We start from the raw sequence: 22,937 nt of genomic DNA on the forward strand, positions 1-22,937 counted from the left end.
ATTTGGGCCCATCGAGGGCCCTGGGAAGGCAGATATGATCAGGGATGCTGTCGTTGACGACGTGCCCGCTTTAGTCGATCTCGAAAACCGCTGTTTCGAGACCGATCGCCTATCCGCCCGCAGCTTCCGCCGCTTTCTTGCCAAGGGTAAGGCAATGGTGCTTGTCGATGAAGACGACGATCACCTCCTGAACGGATACGCGCTGGTGCTGTTTCATCCCAACACCGCCTTGGCGCGGTTGTATTCTCTGGCCGTCGATCCCGACTTGCGCGGTCGCGGCATCGCGCGTGCTTTGTTGACGCAAGCGGAAAGTCGCACGCTGGACCGCGACGCCACGCGCATGCGCTTGGAGGTTCACCAAGACAACGCCGCCGCGCAAAGCCTGTATCATCAATTGGGATATCGTGCCTTTGCCATACATCCCGATTACTATGAGGATCACGCCAGCGCGGTGCGCATGGAAAAGCGTCTCGCCCCGCATTTGGCGCAAGACCTCAATCGTGTGCCATATTACGCCCAAACGCTGAACTTCACCTGCGGCCCGGCCTGTCTGATCATGGCGATGAAAACCCTGCAGCCCGGCCTGACCGTCAACCGCCAGTTGGAACTGCAGCTGTGGCGCGAAGCCACCACCATTTTCATGACCGCCGGGCACGGCGGTTGCGGCGCGCTGGGGCTTGCGTTGGCGGCGTGGCGGCGCGGGTTCGGCGTCGACGTGGCGATGAGCGACGAAACCGAAATGTTCATTTCGTCGGTGCGCAGCGAAGACAAAAAAGACGTCATTCGCATGGTCGAGGAAGGCTTTCTCGAAGAAGCCGCCGAAACGGACATCGCCATGCGCGGCGAGCCGATGGATGCGAACGAACTGTGCGAGCACATCAGGCGCGGCCATATTCCCATCGTCTTGATCAGTGCGTATCGGCTGAGCGGCGACAAAGAGCCGCACTGGGTGGTGCTGAGCGCGTTCGACGAGCACTTCATTTATATCAACGACCCGTTTCCTGAACCGGAAAAGAATCGCTTCGACACGGATTGCATCGGTATCCCCATCACCCGCGCGGAACTGACGCGCATGATGCGGTTCGGAAGCCGCAAGCACTTTGCCTCGGTTGTCATTCATCCTTTGCGAAAGGGCAAACTCTGAATGCCACGTTACGCCATCATCGTCGACCGCCTGAGCGATTGGAAAGGTCCCGCGGAAGGCTTCAACCTCATCAGCGCCGACGCGTTTCTCACCAATAAGACCAAGCACAAGCGTCGGCCCGCGCGGGTCATCAATTTGTGCCGCCATTACGATTATCTGAGTGCCGGCTATTATTGCTCGTTGCTGGCCGAAGCCCGCGGCCAGATCCCGATGCCCACGGTGGCCGACGTGTTGAGCTTGCAACGCAAGAACCTCTACGCCTTTGCCCTGGCGGAACTGAACACCATCTTGAACCGCATCATCAAACGGCTGGCGGATGCACCGGAAAGCTCCTTTTCGCTGACCGTGTTTTTCGGCAAGCCCGACGATTCGCGCTTCAAGCGGTTGGCGGCGGAATGCTTCGACACCTTCCGTTATCCGATTTTGCAACTCGACATTAAGCCGGGCAAACGCTGGGAAATCTCCGCCATCCGCCCGCTGGGTCTGCACCAGGTGCCCGGCGATCTGGCGACGATGTTTTACGATGCGATGCGCACCTACACCCGCACCCGCAAGGAACTGAGCGGGGGGCGCCCGCCCGCTCAATACAACCTCGCGATTTTGTACGATCCGGACGAAGCGTTGCCGCCGTCCGACGCGGCGGCGTTCGAAAAGTTTAGGCGTGTCGGTCAAGGCCTGCGCATGGACGTGGAACTGATCACCAAGAAGGATTATCGCCGTCTGCCCGAATTCGATGCGCTGTTTATCCGCACCAACACGTCCATCGACCACTATACCTACCAGTTTGCCAAGAAGGCCGAGCAGGAAGGTCTGGTGGTGATCGACGATCCGACCTCGATCCTGCGCTGCACCAACAAGGTCTATCTGCACGAACTTCTGCAACGACACGGCTTGCCGACGCCCAAGTCGCGGGTTGTCAACCGTCTCGACTTCGGTCCCGAAACCGCTGCCGAACTGGAAGCGGAACTGGGCTATCCGATCATCTTGAAAATTCCCGACGGATCGTTTTCGCGCGGCATGCACAAGGCGGAAACACGCCAGCAAGTGCTCGATGGCGGCGCGGACCTGTTGAAAAGTTCACGCCTGATCTTGGCGCAGGAATTCGTCTACACGCCGTTTGATTGGCGCGTCGGCGTGCTGCGGGGCGAGCCGCTCTATGTCTGTCAATACCTGATGTCGCGCAATCACTGGCAAATCGTCAATCACGGCAAAGATGGCAGCTTTCGCCAAGGCGGCTGGAAAACCTTCGCGGTCGAGGATGCCCCTGCCGAAGTGGTCGAGGTCGCCCGCAAGGCCGCCCACTTGATCGGCGACGGTTTGTACGGCGTCGATCTGAAGCAGACCGACAAAGGCCTGATGATCATCGAAGTCAACGATAACCCATCGCTGGAAACCCAGGTCGAGGATAAGGTGCTCAAAGACGAACTGTATGAACGCATCCTCAAGGAATTCATCCGCCGTATTGACGGTGCGGCGTAGAGTGCGTTCGATCAAATTCGGCTAAAGCACCAAAAGAACGAAGGCTCCGAAGCCGGTGCTTCGGAGCCTTCGAGAAACGCGGTGGGCTCGCCGGTGGATGCGACGATCTCTTAGATCGGCACCTTGACGGCTCCGCCGACGTCCGGCTCATCGACGATCGCGCCGCCGAATTCGATTTCTTCCTCGGTGGCGTTCCGGACGTTCAGGACCTCGAGCTTGAAAATCACGTGACGGCCAGAAAGTGGATTGTTGCCGTCGACCGTGAGGGTCGTGTCGTCCATGCGGGTGACGATGAAGTTGCGGGGTTCGCCTTTGGCATTTTCCATGGTGATGGTGGTGCCGACTTCCCGGTATTCTTCGGGGACGTTTTCGATGCGGTCGGTAAAGACCAAGGATTCATCGCGCGGGCCATAGAGTATATTGCAATCGATGGGGACCTCGATGATGTCACCCTTTTTCTTGCCTTCTAATTCTTTGGTGACGCTTTCATCCAGAGCGCTCGCCATGCCGTGCACGTAGCCGATGGGGTATTCCACCGCGATCAGGCTTTCGCCCGACTTTTGGTCGATCACCTTGTAGCTGAGTTCGACAAACTTGTTATCTTGAATCGTTTCGCTCATATCAGGTCACAATCGGGGTCTTAGAAGACGGAGGCGCCAAAAATCTTGATCTCGTCTTGGTCATTGAAACCGAGAACCAAGCGGCCGAGCCATTCGCCTTCCTTCTTGGTGCTGCGCACACGGTACAAAACCGTGACATGGAGGCCACGACGGATCATGCCGAGATAGTCGTAGACCTCGGAAAGGCTCCGGGTCAGTTCGCTTTGCGCGAATTGCTTGCCGACTTCGATTTCGTTCAAGCCTTGGATCAGGCTGTAGTCAAAGTTGCGGATGAATTTTCCGTATTTACCTTCGTTGGAAGCCCTGACGAGCTCCGTCCACAACGGCTCGGCAACGGTCAAAATTTCATCGTCGGTGAGTTCGGTAATGTTCATTTGAGTCCTCAGTCACACTGAAAAGAAAATCTTGCTGGGGCATAAAAAAAGATCAACACGGGAATGCTGATCTTTTTTCATGCCCCGGCAGAAGATCGAAGCGACCTTCTGCCGGGGTGTATGAAGATTACTCGGCTGCTGCAGCTTTTTCTACATCAACCAAGTGATACAGGGGTGCCTTCTCCATGGTGTATTTGCCAGTCTTCGGATCACGGCGCGACACGGTCAGAACGTGCCAGTTTTCGTCATCCAGTTTCATGGCGTCACCACGGTAGTAGTAACCCGGCCAACGGGTTTCCTTGCGGAACAAGGTGTGCTGCATCACACACTCGGACGTACGATGACGGTGCTTGACTTCCCAGGCACGCAGCAATTCGTGAAGGTCCTTGGCAGCAATCTTCTCGAGATCTTCTTCCATGATCTTGAGCTTCTTGAGGCCAATGTTCAGCAGTTTGTCGTTGGTCATGTAGTTGACCGTCACGCCACCGCAGTATTCGTCCATCAGCTTTTGCAGACGGTCGAGAGACTGACGCGGGTTGTGGTAGTTCGGGTTGACCTCACCAGCCACGATCTCGTTGCGATGAACCTTGTAGTGTTCCATCGGCTTGTAGACTTCTTCACGCAGCTTGGCGATGGTCGCTTCGGAAACGCGAATGCCTTCGGCCTTGCCGTCGTCGATGTACTTACAAGCAGCTTTCGCAGCGATGCGGCCTTCGGTGAAGGAACCGGACGAGAACGCGTGCGGCGTACCGCCGACCGCGTCACCGGCGCCGAACAGACCTTCGACGGTCATCATGCGGTTGTAGCCCCACTGGTATTCGGGCGGGGACACGTCTTCCGGACCGGAGCACCAAGCGCCGCAACCGGTGGCATGGGAACCCATGACGTACGGCTCGGACGTGGTCAGTTCCGGGTTTTCGTTCTTCGGGTCAACGTCCGTGGCAGCCCACAGAACGGCCTGACCAACGGTCATACCCAAGAAGTTGTGCCAGCCGATTTCTTCCAGATGCGGGTCTTGGAACGAGTGCATGGTGACCATGTGGATCGGACCGCGACCGGCGTTCACCTCGTTGATGATCGCGTGGTTACGCAGGCAGGTCGGGATCGGACGGTGCGTCGCGTGGGAAAGTTCCGGATCCAGGTATTCCTTGCCGACCATCTGTTGCAGGGCCGGGAACCACTTGGATTCGTATTCTTCACCGTATGCGTTTTGCGTGTAGGTCTTCAGGTGCAGGAAGTAAGCACCGACCGGGCCGTAACCGTCCTTGAAGCGAGCCAGAACGATACGGTTTTCCATCTGGGTCATTTTCGCGCCGGCGTTGATCATCAACGCATAAGCGGAACCAGAGGACCACGGTGCGTACCAAACGCGACCGGCGCCTTCACCCACGGAACGCGGTTTGAAGATGTTGGATGCACCACCTGCGCCGCAAATCACGGTTTTGGATTTGAAGACGTGGTAGTTACCCGTGCGGACGTTGAAACCAACGGCACCGGCAACGCGGTTTTCTTTGGCTTCGTCCATCAGCAGGTGGGTGACGCAGACACGGTTGTAAACCTTGTCGGCCGACTTCTTCGCGGCTTCGGCCACGATCGGCTTATAGGATTCACCGTGGATCATGATCTGCCAGCGACCTTCACGCAGGTAGGAACCTTTTTCCTTGTTGCGCATGATCGGCAGGCCCCACTCTTCGAACTGGTGGACCGCGGAGTCGACGTGGCGGGCCATGTCGAACAGCAGATCTTCACGCACCATGCCCATCAAGTCGATGCGGGCATAACGCACGTGGTCTTCCGGGTTGTTTTCACCAAAACGGGTGCCCATGTAACAGTTGATCGCGTAGAGACCCTGGGCAACAGCGCCGGAACGGTCGATGTTGGCCTTTTCGGCAATCACGATCTTCTTGTTTTTACCCCAGTAGCGGGCTTCGAAAGCTGCGCCCGTACCGCCAAGGCCAGCACCGGCGACCAGGATGTCGATGTTATCTTCGACGATAGTTTTGTAAGCCATTAGTAGTAGACCCCCTTCTTCATCTGGAGTCCGTTGGATTCCAGGGTATGCAACCCGCCGTCATCCATACGGATGTACTTCGGCTCGTTATACAGCAACTGGCTGTCGCGCTGTTCCTGAGAAGGAGCAGAAGCGTTGGCGAGTTGAGGGATGGCCGTGCCCCAGGGCTTGGTGGTGATCGGAGCCAGCAGGTTCAGGTCTTTCTTGCCGTTGCGGAATTTGATGCGCCAAGCAATGACGCCCTTTTCCTCGTCACGGACAGCGCGGACGCTGTGGCCGAGCGGTGCAAAGTCGGCGTAGCCGCGCACGTCGATGGCGTTCTGCGGGCAAGCCTTCACACAGGAGTAGCACTCCCAGCACATGTTCGGTTCGATGTTGTAGGCACGACGGTAGGTCGTGTCGATGTGCATGATGTCGGACGGGCAGATATCAACGCAGTGTCCGCAGCCGTCACATCGTGTCATGTAGACAAAAGTAGGCATAATTCGTTTCCTTCCCTGTTAGAAAGAATCTTTCAGGTTTGATTAGTAGTGCTTAGGCTGCTCGCGCTTGATGCCAAGGCCCATGTAAGACGGGTTCGTGCCCATGTATTCCGGGATATCGGGGAACCGCTTTTGCAATGCGGGGTCCGTCAGATCTACCGGCTCCGGCAGGTTTTCACGGGAACCATCGGCTTTGATGACGCGCTTGTTGAAAGCAGCCGCCGGCTTGAAGAACATGTGAGCGAACTTCGACCACAAGACACCGGCAAACAGAACCGTAGCGGAGATGATGAACAACGCCAGGAACAGGGTCGTCCAAACGGCGACGCCTTTGGCTTGCAGGATGGCCCAGACCAGACCGAAGGTCGTGGTGCCCAGCAGGGACAGGATGAACATGTCAGCCTTCACGATGCGGTAGCAGGGAACACCTTCAGCAGCGACATCGACGCGGATGAAGAACCAGAACCAGTAACCGCCGAACATGACCATCGCGGCACCCAGGTGCCAGAGCTGAGAGACGATGCCCGGAGCTTCGTGGGTCGGGTAGGCGAACACCAAGGCAACGGTCGTCAAAATGAACAGAATGAAACCGTACATGGTGAACAGGTGCGAAATCCGGCGTTTGGGGTTGCAGAACTCCCCCGACGTCGCCACATCTACGACAACCGTGCTAACGGCGATGCCGATCTTGTCGCCGGCACCCAGTACTCGCGTACGTGCAGCTTCGGCGGATTTGGCTTTGGCAAAAAAGTATTTGGCGCTTTTCTTGTGGATCATGTCCACAACCGTTCCGCCAACGACCAAGATCGCCATTAAAATGACATAACCTTGGATAACGTTAAGCGGAATGGTCGTCGCAAGATCAGCGAATGGATTACTGGCGAACATCAATTCCTCCCGTGTCGTAGTCGTCAATTATTGAAAAATCTATGTGTTTAGAGTCTTTTCCATTAGCGAGGCATTATATAAAGGAATCTTGATTTGACAATCAGAATGATGGAAATGATCAAACGCGCGGCAATTTAATTTTTTGCTCAAGGACACACTGGAAATTTTAGTAGGTATATCCGTGTGTTTCAGCAAGATTTCAGCTTATCCATAATGAATCCAGATCGAAAATGGGCTGATTCTCGGCCCATCAAACGCCCCATCCGATCTGCGTTGGGGATGGTGCCGGTCATCCAATCCGCCATGGTGCGGCGCACAATTGTTCAACTCGATTCCACCGACCTTTGCCGCAGTTCCTGTCCTAGGTGCTGGTCGGAAATGCATCGTCATACCTAAGTCTGTCGACGAGATGGGGGCCGCTGCCGCGTTGCCGATTGCCGGTGTTTTTGATCTTGCTTTGTCGGCTCTGCAGTTATGGGGTGTAAAAAGCTGCTTCCCTCCGACAAAACCATCCTATATATTCCAACATTGAAATATGAAAAAATCTTCATGCCGGGGTGGGGTGTTCGCAGTTTTGCAGGGAACTGTCTCGGTTTGTAACTAGACAACAGGTGAGTTGAATTATGGGTAACGTAAACGCTAAAGACCCGGTCCCTGATGGCAAGACCGAGTACTACACCACGAAGCAGCAACCGGTGAACGAAAAAGGTTTCGTTGGCTACAAGACCGAATGGGTCGAGTGGCAAAAGGAAGTTCCCTACGAAACTCCGAAAAAGCCGTAAGCTTTGCTGACGGGCGTGCGAAGCCCGTTTAGGAATGCAGAAAGGGAGGCGCTGGACGCCTCCCTTTCTTTTTGTCTGCCCGCAACAACCTTGTGAGATCATCCGACGCGGGCCGCCGTGCCGAACCCCGGCTTCTCGCTTCTTAAACGGGGTCTATCTGTTTTTTGATGAATTCGGCGCGTTTGTCGGCATCCATGACCACATCTTCCGTTGCAGGCACGCCCAACAGGAACCATTCCTGCGTGCCGTCTTCATATTCGATGGCGGGTCCATCTTCGCGGTGCAGTTTGCCCTTGGCCCACCACTGCTGCATTTCTTGCGGCTCGATCACGGCGGGGCCGTCATCGCGGTGACGGGTGCCATGTGACCACCATTGCAAAGTTCCATCGTCTCTTTCAACAGCCGGACCGTCTTCGCGATGAAGCTTGCCGTTGAAATACCATTCCTTGGATCCATACGCCTCGATAAGGGCCGGGCCGTCTTCACGGTGCAATTTGCCGTTTACCCACCATTCCTTGGTGCCATCGGCAAGCTCAACGGCCGGGCCGTCCAGGCGATGTTGTTTGCCGTTCAAAAACCAACCCTGCGAACCATCGGGGCGAATGGCGGCCGGGCCGTCTTCACGGTGCAAGGTTCCATCAATCTGCCACTCGATCGTTCCGTCTTCTTGTTCGATTTTTTCGGGTGTTTGGGGCATCTATAAAAAATCCGTTCTCTTCAGTCTTTGCGTCATGCCAGAAAACAACAAGCTCTAAGCACGCTCAGCACATACACGGCGCTGGCGCCAGCGAGAATGTAACACAAGCACGATGGCGGACAATGGTATCGGTTGATCCGTGTCATGAGGTGGCTGGTGAATAGGTAAGCCGAACAAGCCGGGGTTCAAGCGCCACTCCCAGAGAGTCTGTACTTAGTTAATTATTAGGTTCCGAACCGAACTCGATTATCGCCATCGGTATATAAATATAAGGCGATACCGCATCTCACGGGTCACAAGTCGTTGGTCACGGATAGGCTATCGCCCAAAACGGACAAAACCCCTTGGTTTCCCAAGGGGTTTTGATGGTGGAGCCGGACGGGATCGAACCGACGACCTCTACAATGCCATTGTAGCGCTCTCCCAACTGAGCTACGGCCCCGAATGTTTGGCAGCGCCCCGGTTGGGTCGGCCAAATCTGGCCATGGGGCGTGTGCGGCGGGAACTTAAAGGCGTGTCCCTGTTTGCGCAAGGGGAAAAATGACACCCGGGTGACATTTTCGTCCCGACATGCGAACGCCGCGGCATTTTGCGCGCGGCGGTCGTTCAGTTGTCGAGGTTTTCTTTGTCGCCGGTGTCGATGACGCCGGAGATGCCGTCGTCATCGTCGTCGAGATCGGACGTATCTTCGATCAAATCGTCGTCGTCGTCGTCGTCGAGATCGACATCGTCATCGACCTCGATGTCCAGATCGATATCCAGATCGATATCATCGTCGTCATCGGTTGCGATTTTGGATTTCACCGGTGCTGCGATCGGCTCTGCTTTGGCTTTGGCCTTCGGCTTGCCCACCTCAACCACGGTTGAGCATTTGGGACAAGTCGGGGGCACTTTGCCAAGATCAAAAAAGCGCGTTTCGCAGTTCGGGCAATCGTGTTTTTCACCTAGGTTGGGCTTCGCCACGGGCCAGTCTCCGCAGTTCTTGGGACGTATAAAGATATGACAATCGCAATTGCCACGTTCCGCGGGTTCTGTCAAAAGGAAAAACGTGCTAGAGACCGCATAACTGACTTTCCCTTTTCTGCTTTGAGGCCAAAAACCTTGCCTTCTTTGACATCCCACCTTTCCGGCCCGCTACGCGGCGTTGTTCGCGTTCCCGGCGATAAGTCCATTTCGCATCGTGCTTTGATGTTGGGTGCGGTCGCGTTGGGGCAAACGCGAATCACCGGATTGCTGGAAGGCGAAGACGTGCTGTGCACCGCGGACGCGATGCGCGCGATGGGCGCCAAGGTCGAGCGGCTGGAGAGCGGCGAATGGGTGGTGAACGGCCTGGGCGTCGGTGGGTTGCTGACGCCTGATTGCGACCTCGATATGGGCAATTCCGGCACCGCGGCGCGGTTGCTGATGGGCCTTGTGGCGGGCCAGGGCTTGAAGGCCACGTTCACGGGCGATGCGTCTTTGTCGTCGCGCCCGATGAAGCGGGTGATCGATCCGTTGAGTCAGGTGGGCGCGGTGTTCGAGGCATCGGAGGGCGGACGCTTGCCGCTGACCATGACCGGCGCGCAAGACCCCATGCCGATCACCTACGAGCTTCCGGTGGCGTCGGCGCAGGTCAAGTCGGCGGTGATGCTGGCGGGCTTGGGTGCGCCCGGTGAAACCGTGGTGATCGAACCCAAGCCGACCCGCGACCACACCGAAAAAATGCTCACCCATTTCGGCGCGGACGTGCGGGTCGAGGAACTCGACGGCGGCGCGCGGCGCATCACGTTGAAGGGCCAGCCGGAACTCAAGGGGCGCGACGTCATCGTGCCCGCCGATATTTCGTCGGCCGCGTTTGCGCTGGTCGCGGGCTGTATCGTCGACGGCAGCGACATCACCGTCACCAACGTCGGTTTGAATCCGTTGCGCGCCGGGGTGGTGGAAACGCTCAAGGATTTCGGCGCCAACATCGAGATTTTGAACCAACGCATCGAGGCCGGCGAAATCGTCGGCGACGTGCGCGTGACGTCCGGGCTGCTCAAGGGCTGCACCGTTCCCGCCAGTCGCGCCCCGGCGCAGATCGACGAATATCCGGTGTTGTTCGCCGCCGCCGCGTGCGCCCAGGGCGAAAGCCGCTTTGAAGGCTTGGAAGAATTGCGGGTCAAGGAAAGCGACCGCTTGAGCGTGATGGCCGCGGGTCTCAAGGCGTGCGGCGTCGAGTTGCAAGAAGGTGACGACTGGTTGGCGATCAAAGGCGTCGGCGGCACGGGCAAACGGGTGCCGGGTGGGGCCACGGTGGCGTCCAGCCTCGACCACCGCATCGCCATGTCGTTCTTGGTGCTGGGATGTGCAAGCGCAAAGCCCATCAGCGTCGATGACGCCAGCCCCATTGACACCAGTTTTCCCGGTTTTCGCGACCTGATGGAAGGTCTCGGCGCACAATTCAGTGAAAGGGAGGCGTGAGCATGAGCGTTATTTTCGCCATCGACGGCCCTGCGGCGGCGGGCAAGGGCACCTTGGCCAAGCGGCTGGAGGCCCATTTTCAACTGGCCAAGCTCGATACCGGGCTGCTGTATCGCGCCACCGGCTACAAAGTGCTGGCGTCGGGCGGAGACCCGGAAGACCCCCAGGCGGCTGAGGATGCCGCGCGGGCCTTGAACCCGGCGGAGTTGGACAATCCCGAACTGCGCACCGACGAAGCCGCGCAAGCCGCATCCAAGGTTTCCGCGGTGCCCGGCGTGCGCGCCGCGTTGTTGGATTTTCAGCGCGATTTCGCCGAAAATCCGCCCGCCTTGGCCGACGGAAGCCCGGCCAAAGGGGCGATCCTCGACGGCCGCGACATCGGCACCACCGTGTGTCCGAACGCCCAAGTGAAGCTTTTTGTGACCGCAAGCACCGAAATCCGCGCCAAACGGCGCTTTAAAGAGTTGCAGGAACGCGGCCTTGAAGCTATATATGCGCGCGTTCTGGACGATATGAAGGAACGCGACGCCCGCGACAGTTCTCGCAGTGCGTCGCCGCTGGCCGCCGCAACTGACGCTTTGGTGCTCGATACCAGCGATATGGACGCCGATCAGGCTTTTGCCGCGGCGCTCGACTTCATCGTCGCCAAGAACCTCTTCTGATCATCGATTTTCAGAAGTGTTTAAGCCCCATATCCCGCAATAGGGATGTGGATTTTTGTTTGATCTAAAGACCGTCGGAACCAACCGACTGGCCAGGAATGTGAAAAAAAAGGAAGACCTAGTCTTATGACCACTGAAAATTTTGCGGACCTTCTCGAAGAGTCCTTTGCCCAGAATTCCATGCTCGAAGGCAGCGTCGTCACCGGCACCGTGCTGCGTGTGGACGGCGACGCCGTTCTGGTTGACGTCGGCATGAAGTCCGAAGGCCGTATTCCGTTGAAGGAATTCGGCGTCGGCGCTGACGCCCAGGCCGTTAAGCTCGGCGACCAGATCGACGTGTTTATCGAGCGTTACGAAGACCGCGACGGCATGATCCGTCTTTCGCGCGAAAAAGCCCGTCGCGAAGAAGCTTGGATCCAGCTCGAAAAGCTGTTCGAAGCGCAAGAACGCGTCAACGGCACCATCTTTGGCCGCGTCAAAGGCGGCTTCATCGTTGATCTTAACGGCGCTGTGGCGTTCCTGCCCGGTTCCCAGGTCGACATCCGCCCGGTGCGCGACGTCACCCCGCTGATGAACATGCCGCAGCCGTTCCAGATCTTGAAGATGGACCGCTCGCGCAACAACATCGTTGTGTCGCGCCGCGCCGTGCTGGAAGAAACCCGCGCCGAAGCCCGTTCCGAACTGATCGGCAAGCTGGCCGAAGGCGACGTGCTCGAAGGCGTGGTCAAGAACATCACCGATTACGGTGCGTTCGTGGACCTCGGCGGCGTCGATGGTCTGCTGCACGTGACCGACATCGCGTGGAAGCGCATCAACCACCCGTCCGAAGCTTTGCAGGTTGGCGAAACCGTTAAGGTTCAAGTCATCCGCTTCAACGCCGATACGCAGCGCATCTCGCTGGGCATGAAGCAGCTCGAGTCCGATCCGTGGGAAGGCGTTGGCGCCAAATACCCGGTCGGCGCGAAGCTCAAGGGCCGCGTCACCAACATCACCGACTACGGCGCGTTCGTCGAGTTGGAAGCCGGTGTCGAAGGTCTGGTGCACGTGTCCGAAATGTCTTGGACCAAGAAAAACGTCCACCCGGGCAAAATCGTTTCCACCAGCCAAGAAGTCGAAGTCATGGTGCTCGATGTCGATCCCGACAAGCGCCGCATCTCTCTCGGCCTCAAGCAGTGCGGCGAAAACCCGTGGGACAGCTTCCTCACCACCCACACGGTGGGCACCGAAGTCGAAGGCGAGATCAAGAACATCACCGAATTCGGTCTGTTCATCGGTCTCACCGAAGAAATCGACGGCATGGTTCACCTGTCCGATCTCAGCTGGGATCAGTCCGGCGAAGAAGCCATCAAGGATTTCAAGAAGGGCGACATCGTCAAAGCCAAGGTGCTGGACGTTGACGTGGCGAAAGAGCGTATCTCTCTCGGCATCAAACAGCTCTCCAAGGATCCGTTTGAAGAAGGCATGGCCGGTCTCAAGCGCGGCACCGTTGTGACTTGTGAAATCACGGGCATCACCGACGGTGGCATCGAAGTCACCGCCGGCGACGGCGTGCCGGGCTTCATCCGCAAGACCGAACTCAGCCGCGAGCGTTCCGAACAGCGTCCCGACCGCTTCGCTGTTGGCGAAAAGGTCGATGCCAAGATCACGCAGATCGACGCATCCAGCCGCAAGCTGACGCTTTCGATCAAAGCGCTCGAGTTCCAGGAAGAAAAGCAGGCGATGCAGGACTACGGTTCGTCCAACTCCGGCGCATCCCTGGGCGACATCCTCGGCGCCGCGTTGCAAGAAAAGAACGCGTCTTCCGACGACTAAGTCTTCTTTTCGAACGACAAAAACAACGCCCCCGGCCATCAGGTCGGGGGCGTTTTTTTGACCCTTGCACGATGTGTGGTTGTGTTAGACTGCGCGCCTATTCGTGTTTGAAAGATGAGCCCGCACATGTCCCTCGATACCGACAAGCTTATGGAACGCCGCCGTCAACGCCGTCAGGCGATGTTGTGGAAGGTGGTTGCGGCGATCAGCATCACCGCGTTGATCGCCGTCGTGCTGGCGCGCACGCTGGGTCAAGACAGCGCTTTCAGCGATGGGCTCAGCGCCGGCGAGCTGTTGGGCGGCGGGCGCATCGCGCGGGTCAACATAACGGGCATCATCGTCGAAGACCGCCATCGCGACAAATTGCTGCAAGAGCTGAAAGACGACGACCACATCAAGGCCGTTCTGGTTGAAATCAACAGTCCCGGCGGCACGGTGGTCGGTGGGGAAAACCTCTATCTCGGTCTGCGCGACGTGGCTACAGAGAAACCGGTGGTCGCGGTGATGGGCTCGACCGCGACGTCGGCGGCTTATATGACGGCGATCGGCGCAGATCGCATTTTCGCCCGCCAAGGCACGCTGACGGGTTCCATCGGCGTGATCATGCAAACCGCTGACGTAACCCAATTGATGGACAAAATCGGGGTGAAGCCGGAAACCATCAAAAGCGGCGCGTTGAAAGCGCAGCCCAATCCGATGGAGCCGTTGTCCGACGACGCCCGCGAACACGTCCAGCAGGTGGTGATGGACATGTACGACCTGTTCGTCGATATGGTCGCGGAACGCCGCGCCATGGATATCGACGCCACCAAGGCGTTGGCCGACGGGCGCGTGTTCACCGGCAAAAAAGCTTTGGACGCCGGGCTGATCGACGCCATCGGCGGCGAAGCCGAGGCGGTCGCGTGGCTGGAAACGGAGAAGGGCTTGGAGGCCGATTTGCCTGTGGTCGACAAAAAGCCCAAATATCCGCGTCCCGACGTCGTCGAACGCGTTTTTGGAGCGTTTGGAAAAGCGCTGGTTTCAGAACGACTTACACTTGACGGGTTGCTCTCGGTTTGGCACCCTAATCTATAGCTGTTGGCCGCGCGGCGCTGGGATGGGCAATTGGGTCCAGTTTCGGAGATCGACCGAGGCGTTTTACATCGGGTTTTGGCCCGGATTGCCTGGGGTTTTGCCGCAATGGGTAGGTCCGACAGGAGGTGAAAGCATGACGAAATCTGAATTGATTCAACGGCTCGCGGAAGCCAACCCGCATCTCTATTTGCGCGATGTGGAGCGTATCGTCACCACCATTTTCGACGAAATCACCGATGCGCTGGCTCAAGGCGACCGGGTTGAACTGCGCGGCTTCGGCGCGTTCTCGGTCAAGGAACGCGGCTCTCGCACGGGGCGCAACCCGCGTACCGGCGAAGCGGTCGAGGTCCCGGCCAAGTACATTCCGTACTTCAAAACCGGTAAGCAGCTGCGCGAAAAACTGAACATGGGCTGATCCGTCCGCGCCGACGCACGTCTTGACCAAGACGGCGCGGTTGACGGATCGACCAAGACGGGGGCAAGCCTTTGAGGCGTCTTATCTCGTGGCTGATTATGGTGCCTGCGGCGGTGGCCGTGGTGATCTTCGCGCTCAACAACAAAGAGGCGGCGACGCTCAACCTGTGGCCGTTCGCCATGACGCTCGATGTGCCGTTGTATTTGCTGCTGACCATCGTGCTCGGCGCTGGCGTGGTGCTGGGCGGGGTGGTCTCGTGGGCGGGCGCAGGACGGCTGCGTTCGGAATTGCGCAAGCAATCCTATAACGGTGAAGTCGCACGCCGCGAATTGAAAACGGAACGTGAAAAAACCGCTCACCTGGAAGCCGAACTTAAGGGCATCAAGACCTTGCAAGATCATGCCGCCGCCAATGAACGGAAGGCTCGCGCCACGACCATCGAACACGGGCCCGCGTCCGGCGTCCAGGGTCAACTGCCCAAACCACAAAGCGCGGCCTGATTTCTTGCGCGATGTGACGCGATTTATTTTTGTACAATTAAGTCTTTGCCGTTGTGTAGGTGCGAGGTAAAAGAGTCTCATGGTTGGGATCGAACACGCATGGCAACGTATTTTCGTCGCGCTGGACACTACGGATGTCGGGCGCGCGGTTGAGCTTGCTCATGGCTTGAAGGGCTCTGTCGGCGGGGTGAAGCTCGGCAAGGAGTTCTTCACCGCCCACGGCCCCGAAGGTGCGCACCGCGTCACCGAATGCGGCATGCCGTTGTTTCTCGATCTCAAGTATCACGACATTCCCAACACCGTGGCGGGTGCGATCCGCGCATCGCTGGCGCTAAATCCATTCATCGTCAATGTGCACGCGGGCGGCGGACGGCGCATGATGGAGGCTGCCGTCGGCGCGGCCGATCAAGCTGAGGCAGGCAAACGCCCCAACGTCATCGGCGTAACGGTGCTGACCTCGATGGCGCGCGAAGACCTGGCCGAAGTCGGCATCGATGAAGAACCGCTCGAACACGTGCTGCGCCTCGGGCGCTTGGCTAAATCCAGCGGTTTGGACGGTGTGGTGTGCTCGGCCAAGGAAGTGGTCGCGTTGCGTGGCTCGGTCGGTCACGATTTCATGCTGGTTGTGCCGGGCATCCGCCCCGCCTGGGCCAGCGCCGACGATCAGCGCCGGGTGGTGACGCCGAAGGACGCCATTGATCTGGGCGCCGACTATCTGGTTATCGGTCGGCCCATCACCGGACACAAAGACCCCACCGAAGCCGCCCGCCTGATCGCCGAAGAACTGGCCTGAGGCCGATACCCTGTCCACCCGTTTTGCTCTAGCCCGCGCCCGCGTCACTTCCTATAGTGAGCGCGCATCGACCGCTTGAGAGGGCCTTATGAGCGACAACGACCTTGTTGAAAACACCGCCAAATTGAAAATTTTCGCGCTGGTGGCGGACAGCTACCGCGTGGTGTTCGGTAACCCAGGCACGATGGTGCGGATCTTGTGGCTGCCGATGGCGTTGATGGGGATCGTCAATTTTCGATTTCAGGATCGGAATTTTCAAGATCTCAATGCCGCACTGCAGGTGGACACTGATCCGGCCGCCTTGCAGGCCCAGTTGGACGCCGCGTTCGATCCGATGTTTTTCATCTACATGCTGGTGTCGTGGGTGGTGATGTGCGCGGTGTTCGTGTCGCTGCACCGTTTCGTTTTGTTGGGCGAGCAGCCGCCGACGCTGGGTTTTACGGTGCGCAAGCGCGAATGGCGCTATTTGGGCTATGTGATCGCTATTCTCGTGACTGCTTCTGTGGCGATGTTTGTTTCCATGATGGGCCTGATCATATTGGAATTGCTTGTTTCAGCCTTGGTTGGCACGGAGGGCGCCATGGTTGGCATTCTGTTTTTTATGGTGGTGCTTGTATTGATGGTTATAAGTGTGACCATCTACGTTCGACTGGGGTTCGTGTTGCCGACCATTGCACTCGATCAAGAAGGTGGGGTGCGACGTCGGTTTAAAGGGGCTTGGGCCCTGGCCAAGGGCAACACCCTGCGCATGTTCGTGGCTTTGTTCGTGGCGTCGCTGCCCTATATGCTGATTTTTGGTATTTGGTCGTACGCCTTCATGCAGTCCGTGGCTGAGGCGATGGCGATGGGCAGCGGTTTTGAACCGAACATGATCATCACGATGGTGGTGTTCGGGGTGATTTCGTGGTTGTGGTATGGGGTGACGATTGCAATGTATTCCATCGCCTACCGAACTTTGGAGCCGGTCGGACCGCAACAACAGGTCGAAACATGACGCCCGAACACAATACCGGGGATGCGAAGCCCTTTCGTAGCCTTTCATACCAAGCTATTCAAACGCTGACACTGGCCTATCCGGTGGTGTTGCGCTTGGCGCTGTTGCCGTTCGTGCTGTCGGTCGGCGTGGTGATTTTGGCGCGTTTGGTGGGGCCGCCGGAACGCTACGCCTTCGATGCGCTGCACGGCTTGTTTTTATTGTCGTTCATCACCTCGGTGTCGCGGGTTGCGCAGAGCCGGGCGCTGGGACGGCTGGTGACGGGGCCGAGCTTTTTGGGCTTGGCCGTGCCAAACCCGCGCTGGCCGGGGGTGATGGCGCTGCTGGGTATGATCGCCGAATGCCTGCTTTTGATGGTGCCGACCGCGTTGGTGTTGTTCGTGATCGCCGCGTTCATCGGCGGCGCGCTCGGCGACGTCGAGCTTGGTCACATGTCCGTGGCGCTGCACATCTTGCCGGAATTCATCCTCAACACCTGGTTGGGCTTGGTTATCGGTGCGGGGATGGCTAAGATCGCCGCGGATCGGAACGCTTAGGATACCTTATGTCCATCGACGTCAAAATTTGCGGCATCAATTCCGCCGAAGCGCTCGACGCCGCCGCAGCCGGCGGGGCGAAGATGCTGGGCTTTGTGTTTTTCGAAAAATCGCCGCGCAACGTCACCATTGACGAAGCGCGCGATTTGTTGACCCGCGTGCCCGAAGGGATCATCAAGGTCGCGTTAATGGTTAACCCCAACGATACCGAGACCCAATCCATCGCGCGTCAGTTGCCGTTCGACATGATCCAGTTGCACGGTTCGGAAACCGTCGAACGGGTGGCCGAACTCAAAGCCATTACCGGATTGACGGTGATGAAAGCCATCGGTATCGCAGGGTCGGACGATATTGCGCGTGCCCACACGTATGAAGAGGTGTGTGAACGCATCTTGCTCGACGCCAAGCCGCCGAAGGACGCGACGCTGCCCGGCGGCAACGCTTTGAGCTTCGATTGGTCTCTGATCGCGGGTGAAAAGTGGCAGAAACCTTGGCTTTTGGCCGGTGGCCTCAACGCAGGCAATCTGGCCGAGGCGGTCAAAACCAGCGGCGCGGGCTTCGTCGACGTGTCGTCGGGGGTCGAAGACGCGCCGGGGCGGAAATCGGTGGAAAAAATCCGTCAATTTCTGCAACGCGCCCATTCCCTTTAAGGTCACGCGAATGCCACATTCGGCGGTTCAAATCGTTGGCAATCCGGCGCGGAGCTTGCTATGGTCCGCGCTCGCCCCATTTCGGCGCGAACGCCCTTAACCAAGCCCGTGAGTTAAGCCTGTGAGCAAGCCCAATACGTATCGCGAAGGCCCGGACGAAACCGGCCATTTCGGCATCTTCGGCGGACAATTCGTCGCCGAAACCCTGATGCCGCTGGTCCATGAAGTCGCCGAGGCCTATGAAGCCGCCAAGGCCGACCCCGAATTCGCCCGCGAAAAGGCCTATTACCTGGCCCAATACGTCGGTCGGCCCAGCCCGCTGTTTCACGCCGAACGTCTCAGCAAGAAACTCGGCGGCGCGAAGGTCTATTTGAAGCGCGAAGACCTCAATCACACCGGCGCGCACAAGGTCAACAACACCATCGGCCAGATCTTGCTGGCCAAGCGCATGGGCAAGACCCGCATCATCGCCGAAACCGGCGCAGGCCAGCACGGCGTCGCCACCGCGACGGTATGCGCGCTGTTCGACATTCCGTGCACCATCTACATGGGCACCAAGGACATCGAACGCCAAGCGCCCAACGTGTTCCGCATGAAGATGCTGGGCGCCGAAGTCAAGCCGGTGACGGTCGGTTCGTGCTCGCTCAAGGACGCCATGAACGAAGCCATTCGCGACTGGGTCACCAACGTCGAAACCACCTATTTTCTGATCGGCACCGCTGCGGGCATGCATCCGTTCCCGATGATGGTGCGCGATTTTCAGACCGTGATCGGCGAAGAAGTCCGCGAACAGTGCATGGCCGCCGAAGGCCGCCTGCCCGACACCTTGGTCGCGTGCATCGGCGGCGGATCCAACGCCATCGGCCTGTTCCATCCGTTTTTGGACGACGCCGAGGTCAAGATCATCGGCACCGAAGCCGCCGGGCGCGGGATCGAAACGGGCAAACACGCCTCCAGCCTGACGGCGGGTTCGCCCGGCGTGTTGCACGGCAACCGCATGTACCTGCTGCAAGACGACGACGGCCAAGTGATGGAAGCCGACAGCATTTCTGCGGGCCTGGATTATCCCGGCATCGGCCCGGAACACTGCTGGCTGCATGACATCGGGCGGGTCCAATACGTGCCGGTGACCGACGACGAAGCGCTCGAAGCATTTCACACGCTGACCAAGTTGGAAGGCATCATTCCCGCGTTGGAAAGTTCCCACGCCATCGCCCACGTGATGAAAATCGCGCCGACCCTACCCAAAGATCACATCATCGTGGTGAATTTGTCGGGTCGCGGCGACAAGGATCTCAACACCGTTGCGGCCAGCATGGGTGTCGATATGGGGGTGAACCTGTGAACGCGATCAATGCAAAGGCCGTCAAAACGCGTCTCGCCAAACGATTCGAAGATCTCAAGTCCGAAGGCCGGGGCGGGTTGGTGACGTTCCTCACTGCCGGCGATCCCGACGGCGATACGGGGCTGGAAATTCTCAAAGGCCTGCCCGGTGCGGGCGCGGACATCATCGAACTGGGTATGCCGTTTTCCGATCCCATGGCCGACGGCCCCGCGATCCAAGCCAGTTCCCAGCGCGCGCTGGCAAACGGCATGACGTTGCGCAAGACCCTCGATCAGGTGCGCGAATTCCGCAAGGGCGACGACGCCACCCCGATCGTGTTGATGGGCTACTTCAACCCGATCCACCACTACGGCGTCGAGGCGTTCGTCGCTGACGCCAAATCCGCCGGGGTCGATGGCCTGATCATCGTCGATCTGCCGCCCGAGGAAGAGGCCGAGCTGTGCTTGCCGGCGCTCAAAGGCGGCATCAACTTTATCTATCTGACCGCCCCCACCACCGACGACAAGCGTTTGCCGCGTGTGGTGGAGAATGCGTCGGGTTTCGTTTATTATGTGTCGATCACCGGCATCACCGGCACGGCGTCCGCCGCCGTTGGCGATGTCGCGGCGGCGGTGACACGCATCCGCCGCCACACCGATTTGCCGGTCGCGGTGGGCTTTGGCATCACCACGCCCGAGGCGGCCGCCGATGTGGCGTCGGTTGCCGACGCTGCGGTGGTGGGGTCGGCGCTGGTTAAACGCATCCATGACAATCTGGATGCGGACGGTAAAGCCAAACCGGGCTTGGTGGGCGAGGTCTTGGGCTTCGTCACGCAGCTTGCGAACGGCGTTCGCGGTTCAAAAAAATAATGGGCAAGATGTTGAAGGAATACGCATGAACTGGCTCAAGGATTTCGTCAGGCCGAAGCTCAAGGAATTGGTGGGCGGCGGAAAGGACATCCCCGAAAACCTGTGGCACCAGTGCCCAAGTTGTCAGCAGATGATCTTTCATCGCGATCTGGAAGCCAACATTCACGTCTGTCAGCATTGCGGCTATCACATGCGCATCGGCGTTGGAAAGCGCCTTGAACTGCTGTTCGACGGCGGCGAATACAAAACCGCGCAATTCTCATCGAAAGTCAGCGATCCGCTGAAATTCCGCGATCTGAAAAAATATTCCGAGCGCATCAAGGACTCCCAATCCAAGACCGCCGAGGACGACGCCCTGATCGTCGCCCACGGCAAAATGGGCGGGCAGAACGTGGTCGTCGCGGCGTTCAATTTCGCGTTCATGGGCGGTTCCATGGGCACGGCGGTGGGCGAAGGCATCTTGACCGCGGCGCGCTTGGCGCAAGTGCAAGACGCGTCGTTGATCATCATTCCCGCATCGGGCGGCGCGCGCATGCAAGAAGGCATCTTGTCGCTGATGCAGATGGCGCGCACCACCATCGCGGTGGAAGAGGTCAAGGAAAAAGGCCTGCCGTATCTGGTGCTGCTGACCGATCCGACCACCGGCGGCGTGTCGGCGTCGTTCGCCATGTTGGGCGACGTGGCGATCGCCGAACCCGGCTGCGTGATCGGCTTTGCCGGACGGCGCGTGATCGAGCAAACCATCCGCGAGCAACTGCCCGACGACTTCCAAACCGCCGAATATCTGCTCGACCACGGCATGGTCGACATGGTCGTGCCGCGCAAGGAACTGCGTTCGACCATCATCCGGGTGCTGTCGTTGTTGCGCAACACCGGCGCACCGGCGGAAGTGGTGGAGCTGTTGACCGAGCCTGTGATGATGCCCGATACCAAACCGGCACCGATCATCGACGCGCCCATTCCCCACGGTTCGCGCCCGCCCGAAGACAAACCGAGATCTTGATTCAGCAGGGCATGCGCCCTACCTAAGGGCCACCATGAGCACCGAAACCATTCTCACGCGCCTGTTGGCGCTGCACCCCAAATTGATCGACCTAAGCTTGGAGCGCCTGGAACGGTTGCTCGAAGCGCTCGATCATCCCGAACGCAAATTGCCGCCGGTGGTGCACGTCGCGGGCACCAACGGCAAGGGATCGACGGTCGCGTTTCTGCGTGCCTTTGTCGAGGCTGCGGGTTATCGCGCCCACGTCTACACCTCGCCCCATTTGGTGACGTTCAACGAACGCATCCGCCTCGCCGGTCAGATCATCGACGACGACGAACTGAACGCGGTGTTGGAAGAATGCGAACGCGCCAACGCGGGTCAACCGATCACCTTTTTCGAAATCACCACGGCGGCGGCGTTTTTGGCATTTTCACGTCACGACGCGGATGTGGTGATTTTGGAAACCGGATTGGGCGGGCGCTTGGATGCGACCAACGTGATCGAACAGCCGCGCCTGACCTGCATCACCCCGGTGTCGATAGACCACCAGCAATACTTGGGTGAAACCATCGAAGACATCACCGGCGAAAAGGCCGGAATCTTGAAAGCGGGCGTGCCGTGCGTGGTCGCTGCGCAAGGCACCCGGGCGGGGGAAAAGGTTCTCAAAAAGAAGGCCAAGGAGGTCGGTGCGCCGCTGATCTGGGAAGGCGCGGACTGGTTCGCGCGTTCCGCCGGCGGGCGACGCTCACAAGCCGACAGCGGCATGCTCTACAAGGGCCACGGCGCGCAGGGCGAGATCGAGCGTGCCTTTCCCACGCCCGCCTTGGAAGGCCGCCACCAAATGCGCAACGCGGCGCTGGCGATTGCGTGCGCCGAGGCCTTGGCGCCCGAATTCGATATTTCCGACGCGGCCATCAAGATGGGTTTGAAAACCGTCACCTGGCCGGGGCGCATGCAGCGCCTCACCACCGGGCCGCTGGCCGATCAGCTCGCTGAGGGGTGGGAATTGTGGTTGGACGGCGGTCACAACCGCTCCGCCGCCGAGATGATCGCCCAGCACACGCGCCAGTGGCGCGGCATGGATTTGTGGGTGGTTTACGGCGCGCTCAACCAACGCCCGCCGCTGGATTTCCTCAAGCCGCTCGAAGGCAAGGTGCGCGGCATGCGCTGCGTGACCATTCCCGATCAGGAAAACGCGTTGCACGCCGATGAGGGGGCCGAGGTCGCCCGTCAGCTCAACATGAACGTCAAAACGGCGGACTCGGTCGAAACGGCGATTGGGTCTATTATTGACGCGTGCCAAGGGCAAGCGCCGGGGCGCATTTTGATCTGCGGTTCATTGTATCTGGCCGGGCACGTGCTCAAAACCAACGGCTGAGGCCGTCACACTAGACCATCGGGGGG

The 22,937-nt window shown here is 58.7% G+C and carries 23 protein-coding genes, 1 tRNA gene and 1 pseudogene; 17 read left to right on the plus strand and 8 right to left on the minus strand.

Features of this window, described 5'->3' with window-relative positions:
- Nucleotides 1-34 precede the first annotated feature (34 nt).
- Together VIN96_RS10820 and VIN96_RS10825 are read left to right on the plus strand one after the other, a co-directional pair.
- Nucleotides 35-1,144 (plus strand): peptidase C39 family protein, encoded by a 1,110-nt coding sequence (locus VIN96_RS10820; RefSeq protein ID WP_331896133.1) that lies wholly within the window; start codon nucleotides 35-37, stop codon nucleotides 1,142-1,144.
- The gene (locus VIN96_RS10825) at nucleotides 1,145-2,623 is read left to right on the plus strand and encodes a RimK family protein (RefSeq protein WP_331896134.1); all 1,479 of its coding nucleotides are present in this window, start codon (nucleotides 1,145-1,147) and stop codon (nucleotides 2,621-2,623) included.
- A 110-nt stretch (nucleotides 2,624-2,733) separates the two neighbouring features.
- On the opposite strand, the gene VIN96_RS10830 is transcribed toward VIN96_RS10825, so the two are convergent.
- The 5 genes from VIN96_RS10830 to VIN96_RS10850 all read right to left on the minus strand — a co-directional run bounded on the left by VIN96_RS10830 (nucleotide 2,734) and on the right by VIN96_RS10850 (nucleotide 6,998).
- The gene (locus VIN96_RS10830) at nucleotides 2,734-3,243 is read right to left on the minus strand and encodes a hypothetical protein (RefSeq protein WP_331896135.1); all 510 of its coding nucleotides are present in this window, start codon (nucleotides 3,241-3,243) and stop codon (nucleotides 2,734-2,736) included.
- 20 nt (nucleotides 3,244-3,263) lie between these two features.
- Nucleotides 3,264-3,617: a hypothetical protein gene (locus tag VIN96_RS10835; RefSeq protein WP_331896136.1), complete on the minus strand. Its 354-nt coding sequence runs from the start codon at nucleotides 3,615-3,617 to the stop codon at nucleotides 3,264-3,266.
- 127 nt (nucleotides 3,618-3,744) lie between these two features.
- On the minus strand, nucleotides 3,745-5,628 hold the full coding sequence (gene aprA, locus VIN96_RS10840) for an adenylyl-sulfate reductase subunit alpha (RefSeq protein ID WP_331896137.1): 1,884 nt from the start codon (nucleotides 5,626-5,628) through the stop codon (nucleotides 3,745-3,747).
- Nucleotides 5,628-6,110: an adenylyl-sulfate reductase subunit beta gene (aprB, locus tag VIN96_RS10845; protein ID WP_331896139.1), complete on the minus strand. Its 483-nt coding sequence runs from the start codon at nucleotides 6,108-6,110 to the stop codon at nucleotides 5,628-5,630. The genes aprA and aprB overlap by 1 nt, the downstream gene beginning before the upstream one ends.
- Nucleotides 6,111-6,152: 42 nt before the next feature.
- The gene (locus VIN96_RS10850) at nucleotides 6,153-6,998 is read right to left on the minus strand and encodes a hypothetical protein (RefSeq protein ID WP_331896141.1); all 846 of its coding nucleotides are present in this window, start codon (nucleotides 6,996-6,998) and stop codon (nucleotides 6,153-6,155) included.
- A 623-nt stretch (nucleotides 6,999-7,621) separates the two neighbouring features.
- Between VIN96_RS10850 and VIN96_RS10855 the strand changes: the two genes are divergently transcribed.
- Nucleotides 7,622-7,780, plus strand: coding sequence for a hypothetical protein (locus VIN96_RS10855; protein WP_331896142.1), 159 nt, complete (start codon nucleotides 7,622-7,624; stop codon nucleotides 7,778-7,780).
- A gap of 142 nt (nucleotides 7,781-7,922) precedes the next feature.
- On the opposite strand, the gene VIN96_RS10860 is transcribed toward VIN96_RS10855, so the two are convergent.
- The 3 genes from VIN96_RS10860 to VIN96_RS10870 all read right to left on the minus strand — a co-directional run bounded on the left by VIN96_RS10860 (nucleotide 7,923) and on the right by VIN96_RS10870 (nucleotide 9,440).
- The gene (locus tag VIN96_RS10860) at nucleotides 7,923-8,477 is read right to left on the minus strand and encodes a hypothetical protein (protein WP_331896144.1); all 555 of its coding nucleotides are present in this window, start codon (nucleotides 8,475-8,477) and stop codon (nucleotides 7,923-7,925) included.
- Between the two features lie 366 nt (nucleotides 8,478-8,843).
- A tRNA-Ala gene (locus tag VIN96_RS10865) sits at nucleotides 8,844-8,919 on the minus strand.
- 164 nt (nucleotides 8,920-9,083) lie between these two features.
- Nucleotides 9,084-9,440 carry an FYDLN acid domain-containing protein gene (locus VIN96_RS10870; protein WP_331896146.1) on the minus strand — a complete coding sequence of 119 codons (357 nt, stop codon included), beginning with the start codon at nucleotides 9,438-9,440 and terminating at the stop codon, nucleotides 9,084-9,086.
- Nucleotides 9,441-9,578: 138 nt separating this feature from the next.
- Between VIN96_RS10870 and aroA the strand changes: the two genes are divergently transcribed.
- From aroA to VIN96_RS10940, 14 genes and pseudogenes are all read left to right on the plus strand, one after another.
- Nucleotides 9,579-10,919, plus strand: a complete 1,341-nt coding sequence (gene aroA, locus VIN96_RS10875) for a 3-phosphoshikimate 1-carboxyvinyltransferase (RefSeq protein ID WP_331896148.1) — start codon at nucleotides 9,579-9,581, stop codon at nucleotides 10,917-10,919.
- Nucleotides 10,920-10,921: 2 nt separating this feature from the next.
- On the plus strand, nucleotides 10,922-11,581 hold the full coding sequence (cmk, locus tag VIN96_RS10880) for a (d)CMP kinase (RefSeq protein ID WP_331896150.1): 660 nt from the start codon (nucleotides 10,922-10,924) through the stop codon (nucleotides 11,579-11,581).
- Between the two features lie 84 nt (nucleotides 11,582-11,665).
- Nucleotides 11,666-13,393 (plus strand): annotated as a pseudogene (rpsA, locus tag VIN96_RS10885) (30S ribosomal protein S1); the annotation flags it as partial.
- Between the two features lie 126 nt (nucleotides 13,394-13,519).
- Nucleotides 13,520-14,467, plus strand: a complete 948-nt coding sequence (gene sppA, locus VIN96_RS10890) for a signal peptide peptidase SppA (protein WP_331896152.1) — start codon at nucleotides 13,520-13,522, stop codon at nucleotides 14,465-14,467.
- Nucleotides 14,468-14,600: 133 nt separating this feature from the next.
- On the plus strand, nucleotides 14,601-14,882 hold the full coding sequence (locus VIN96_RS10895; RefSeq protein ID WP_331896154.1) for an integration host factor subunit beta: 282 nt from the start codon (nucleotides 14,601-14,603) through the stop codon (nucleotides 14,880-14,882).
- 71 nt (nucleotides 14,883-14,953) lie between these two features.
- Complete coding sequence (locus VIN96_RS10900) at nucleotides 14,954-15,382, plus strand: lipopolysaccharide assembly protein LapA domain-containing protein (RefSeq protein WP_331896156.1); 429 nt, start codon at nucleotides 14,954-14,956, stop codon at nucleotides 15,380-15,382.
- A gap of 79 nt (nucleotides 15,383-15,461) precedes the next feature.
- On the plus strand, nucleotides 15,462-16,175 hold the full coding sequence (gene pyrF / locus VIN96_RS10905; RefSeq protein ID WP_331896158.1) for an orotidine-5'-phosphate decarboxylase: 714 nt from the start codon (nucleotides 15,462-15,464) through the stop codon (nucleotides 16,173-16,175).
- A gap of 88 nt (nucleotides 16,176-16,263) precedes the next feature.
- Nucleotides 16,264-17,169: a hypothetical protein gene (locus VIN96_RS10910; protein ID WP_331896159.1), complete on the plus strand. Its 906-nt coding sequence runs from the start codon at nucleotides 16,264-16,266 to the stop codon at nucleotides 17,167-17,169.
- Nucleotides 17,166-17,705, plus strand: coding sequence for a hypothetical protein (locus VIN96_RS10915; RefSeq protein WP_331896160.1), 540 nt, complete (start codon nucleotides 17,166-17,168; stop codon nucleotides 17,703-17,705). Before VIN96_RS10910 ends, VIN96_RS10915 begins: the two co-directional genes overlap by 4 nt.
- Before the next feature lie 8 nt (nucleotides 17,706-17,713).
- Nucleotides 17,714-18,355, plus strand: a complete 642-nt coding sequence (locus VIN96_RS10920; RefSeq protein WP_331896161.1) for a phosphoribosylanthranilate isomerase — start codon at nucleotides 17,714-17,716, stop codon at nucleotides 18,353-18,355.
- Nucleotides 18,356-18,476: 121 nt separating this feature from the next.
- Nucleotides 18,477-19,700: a tryptophan synthase subunit beta gene (gene trpB / locus VIN96_RS10925; protein WP_331896162.1), complete on the plus strand. Its 1,224-nt coding sequence runs from the start codon at nucleotides 18,477-18,479 to the stop codon at nucleotides 19,698-19,700.
- On the plus strand, nucleotides 19,697-20,548 hold the full coding sequence (trpA, locus tag VIN96_RS10930) for a tryptophan synthase subunit alpha (RefSeq protein ID WP_331896164.1): 852 nt from the start codon (nucleotides 19,697-19,699) through the stop codon (nucleotides 20,546-20,548). Before trpB ends, trpA begins: the two co-directional genes overlap by 4 nt.
- Before the next feature lie 25 nt (nucleotides 20,549-20,573).
- Nucleotides 20,574-21,551 carry an acetyl-CoA carboxylase, carboxyltransferase subunit beta gene (gene accD / locus VIN96_RS10935; protein ID WP_331896165.1) on the plus strand — a complete coding sequence of 326 codons (978 nt, stop codon included), beginning with the start codon at nucleotides 20,574-20,576 and terminating at the stop codon, nucleotides 21,549-21,551.
- A gap of 34 nt (nucleotides 21,552-21,585) precedes the next feature.
- The gene (locus VIN96_RS10940) at nucleotides 21,586-22,911 is read left to right on the plus strand and encodes a folylpolyglutamate synthase/dihydrofolate synthase family protein (protein ID WP_331896167.1); all 1,326 of its coding nucleotides are present in this window, start codon (nucleotides 21,586-21,588) and stop codon (nucleotides 22,909-22,911) included.
- Nucleotides 22,912-22,937: the final 26 nt, after the last annotated feature.

This window comes from Magnetovibrio sp. (assembly GCF_036568125.1).
Lineage (GTDB): Bacteria > Pseudomonadota > Alphaproteobacteria > Rhodospirillales > Magnetovibrionaceae > Magnetovibrio.

Excerpts from the sequence above, each read along its gene's own strand:
- VIN96_RS10830 (WP_331896135.1), bottom strand. The coding sequence starts at position 3,243 with ATGAGCGAAACGATTCAAGATAACAAGTTTGTCGAACTCAGCTACAAG.
- VIN96_RS10920 (WP_331896161.1), top strand. The coding sequence starts at position 17,714 with ATGTCCATCGACGTCAAAATTTGCGGCATCAATTCCGCCGAAGCGCTC.
- VIN96_RS10825 (WP_331896134.1), top strand. The coding sequence starts at position 1,145 with ATGCCACGTTACGCCATCATCGTCGACCGCCTGAGCGATTGGAAAGGT.
- cmk (WP_331896150.1), top strand. The coding sequence starts at position 10,922 with ATGAGCGTTATTTTCGCCATCGACGGCCCTGCGGCGGCGGGCAAGGGC.
- aprA (WP_331896137.1), bottom strand. The coding sequence starts at position 5,628 with ATGGCTTACAAAACTATCGTCGAAGATAACATCGACATCCTGGTCGCC.
- accD (WP_331896165.1), top strand. The coding sequence starts at position 20,574 with ATGAACTGGCTCAAGGATTTCGTCAGGCCGAAGCTCAAGGAATTGGTG.
- VIN96_RS10835 (WP_331896136.1), bottom strand. The coding sequence starts at position 3,617 with ATGAACATTACCGAACTCACCGACGATGAAATTTTGACCGTTGCCGAG.
- sppA (WP_331896152.1), top strand. The coding sequence starts at position 13,520 with ATGTCCCTCGATACCGACAAGCTTATGGAACGCCGCCGTCAACGCCGT.
- aprB (WP_331896139.1), bottom strand. The coding sequence starts at position 6,110 with ATGCCTACTTTTGTCTACATGACACGATGTGACGGCTGCGGACACTGC.
- pyrF (WP_331896158.1), top strand. The coding sequence starts at position 15,462 with ATGGTTGGGATCGAACACGCATGGCAACGTATTTTCGTCGCGCTGGAC.
- VIN96_RS10820 (WP_331896133.1), top strand. The coding sequence starts at position 35 with ATGATCAGGGATGCTGTCGTTGACGACGTGCCCGCTTTAGTCGATCTC.
- VIN96_RS10855 (WP_331896142.1), top strand. The coding sequence starts at position 7,622 with ATGGGTAACGTAAACGCTAAAGACCCGGTCCCTGATGGCAAGACCGAG.
- VIN96_RS10850 (WP_331896141.1), bottom strand. The coding sequence starts at position 6,998 with ATGTTCGCCAGTAATCCATTCGCTGATCTTGCGACGACCATTCCGCTT.
- VIN96_RS10860 (WP_331896144.1), bottom strand. The coding sequence starts at position 8,477 with ATGCCCCAAACACCCGAAAAAATCGAACAAGAAGACGGAACGATCGAG.
- VIN96_RS10910 (WP_331896159.1), top strand. The coding sequence starts at position 16,264 with ATGAGCGACAACGACCTTGTTGAAAACACCGCCAAATTGAAAATTTTC.
- VIN96_RS10895 (WP_331896154.1), top strand. The coding sequence starts at position 14,601 with ATGACGAAATCTGAATTGATTCAACGGCTCGCGGAAGCCAACCCGCAT.
- VIN96_RS10940 (WP_331896167.1), top strand. The coding sequence starts at position 21,586 with ATGAGCACCGAAACCATTCTCACGCGCCTGTTGGCGCTGCACCCCAAA.
- VIN96_RS10915 (WP_331896160.1), top strand. The coding sequence starts at position 17,166 with ATGACGCCCGAACACAATACCGGGGATGCGAAGCCCTTTCGTAGCCTT.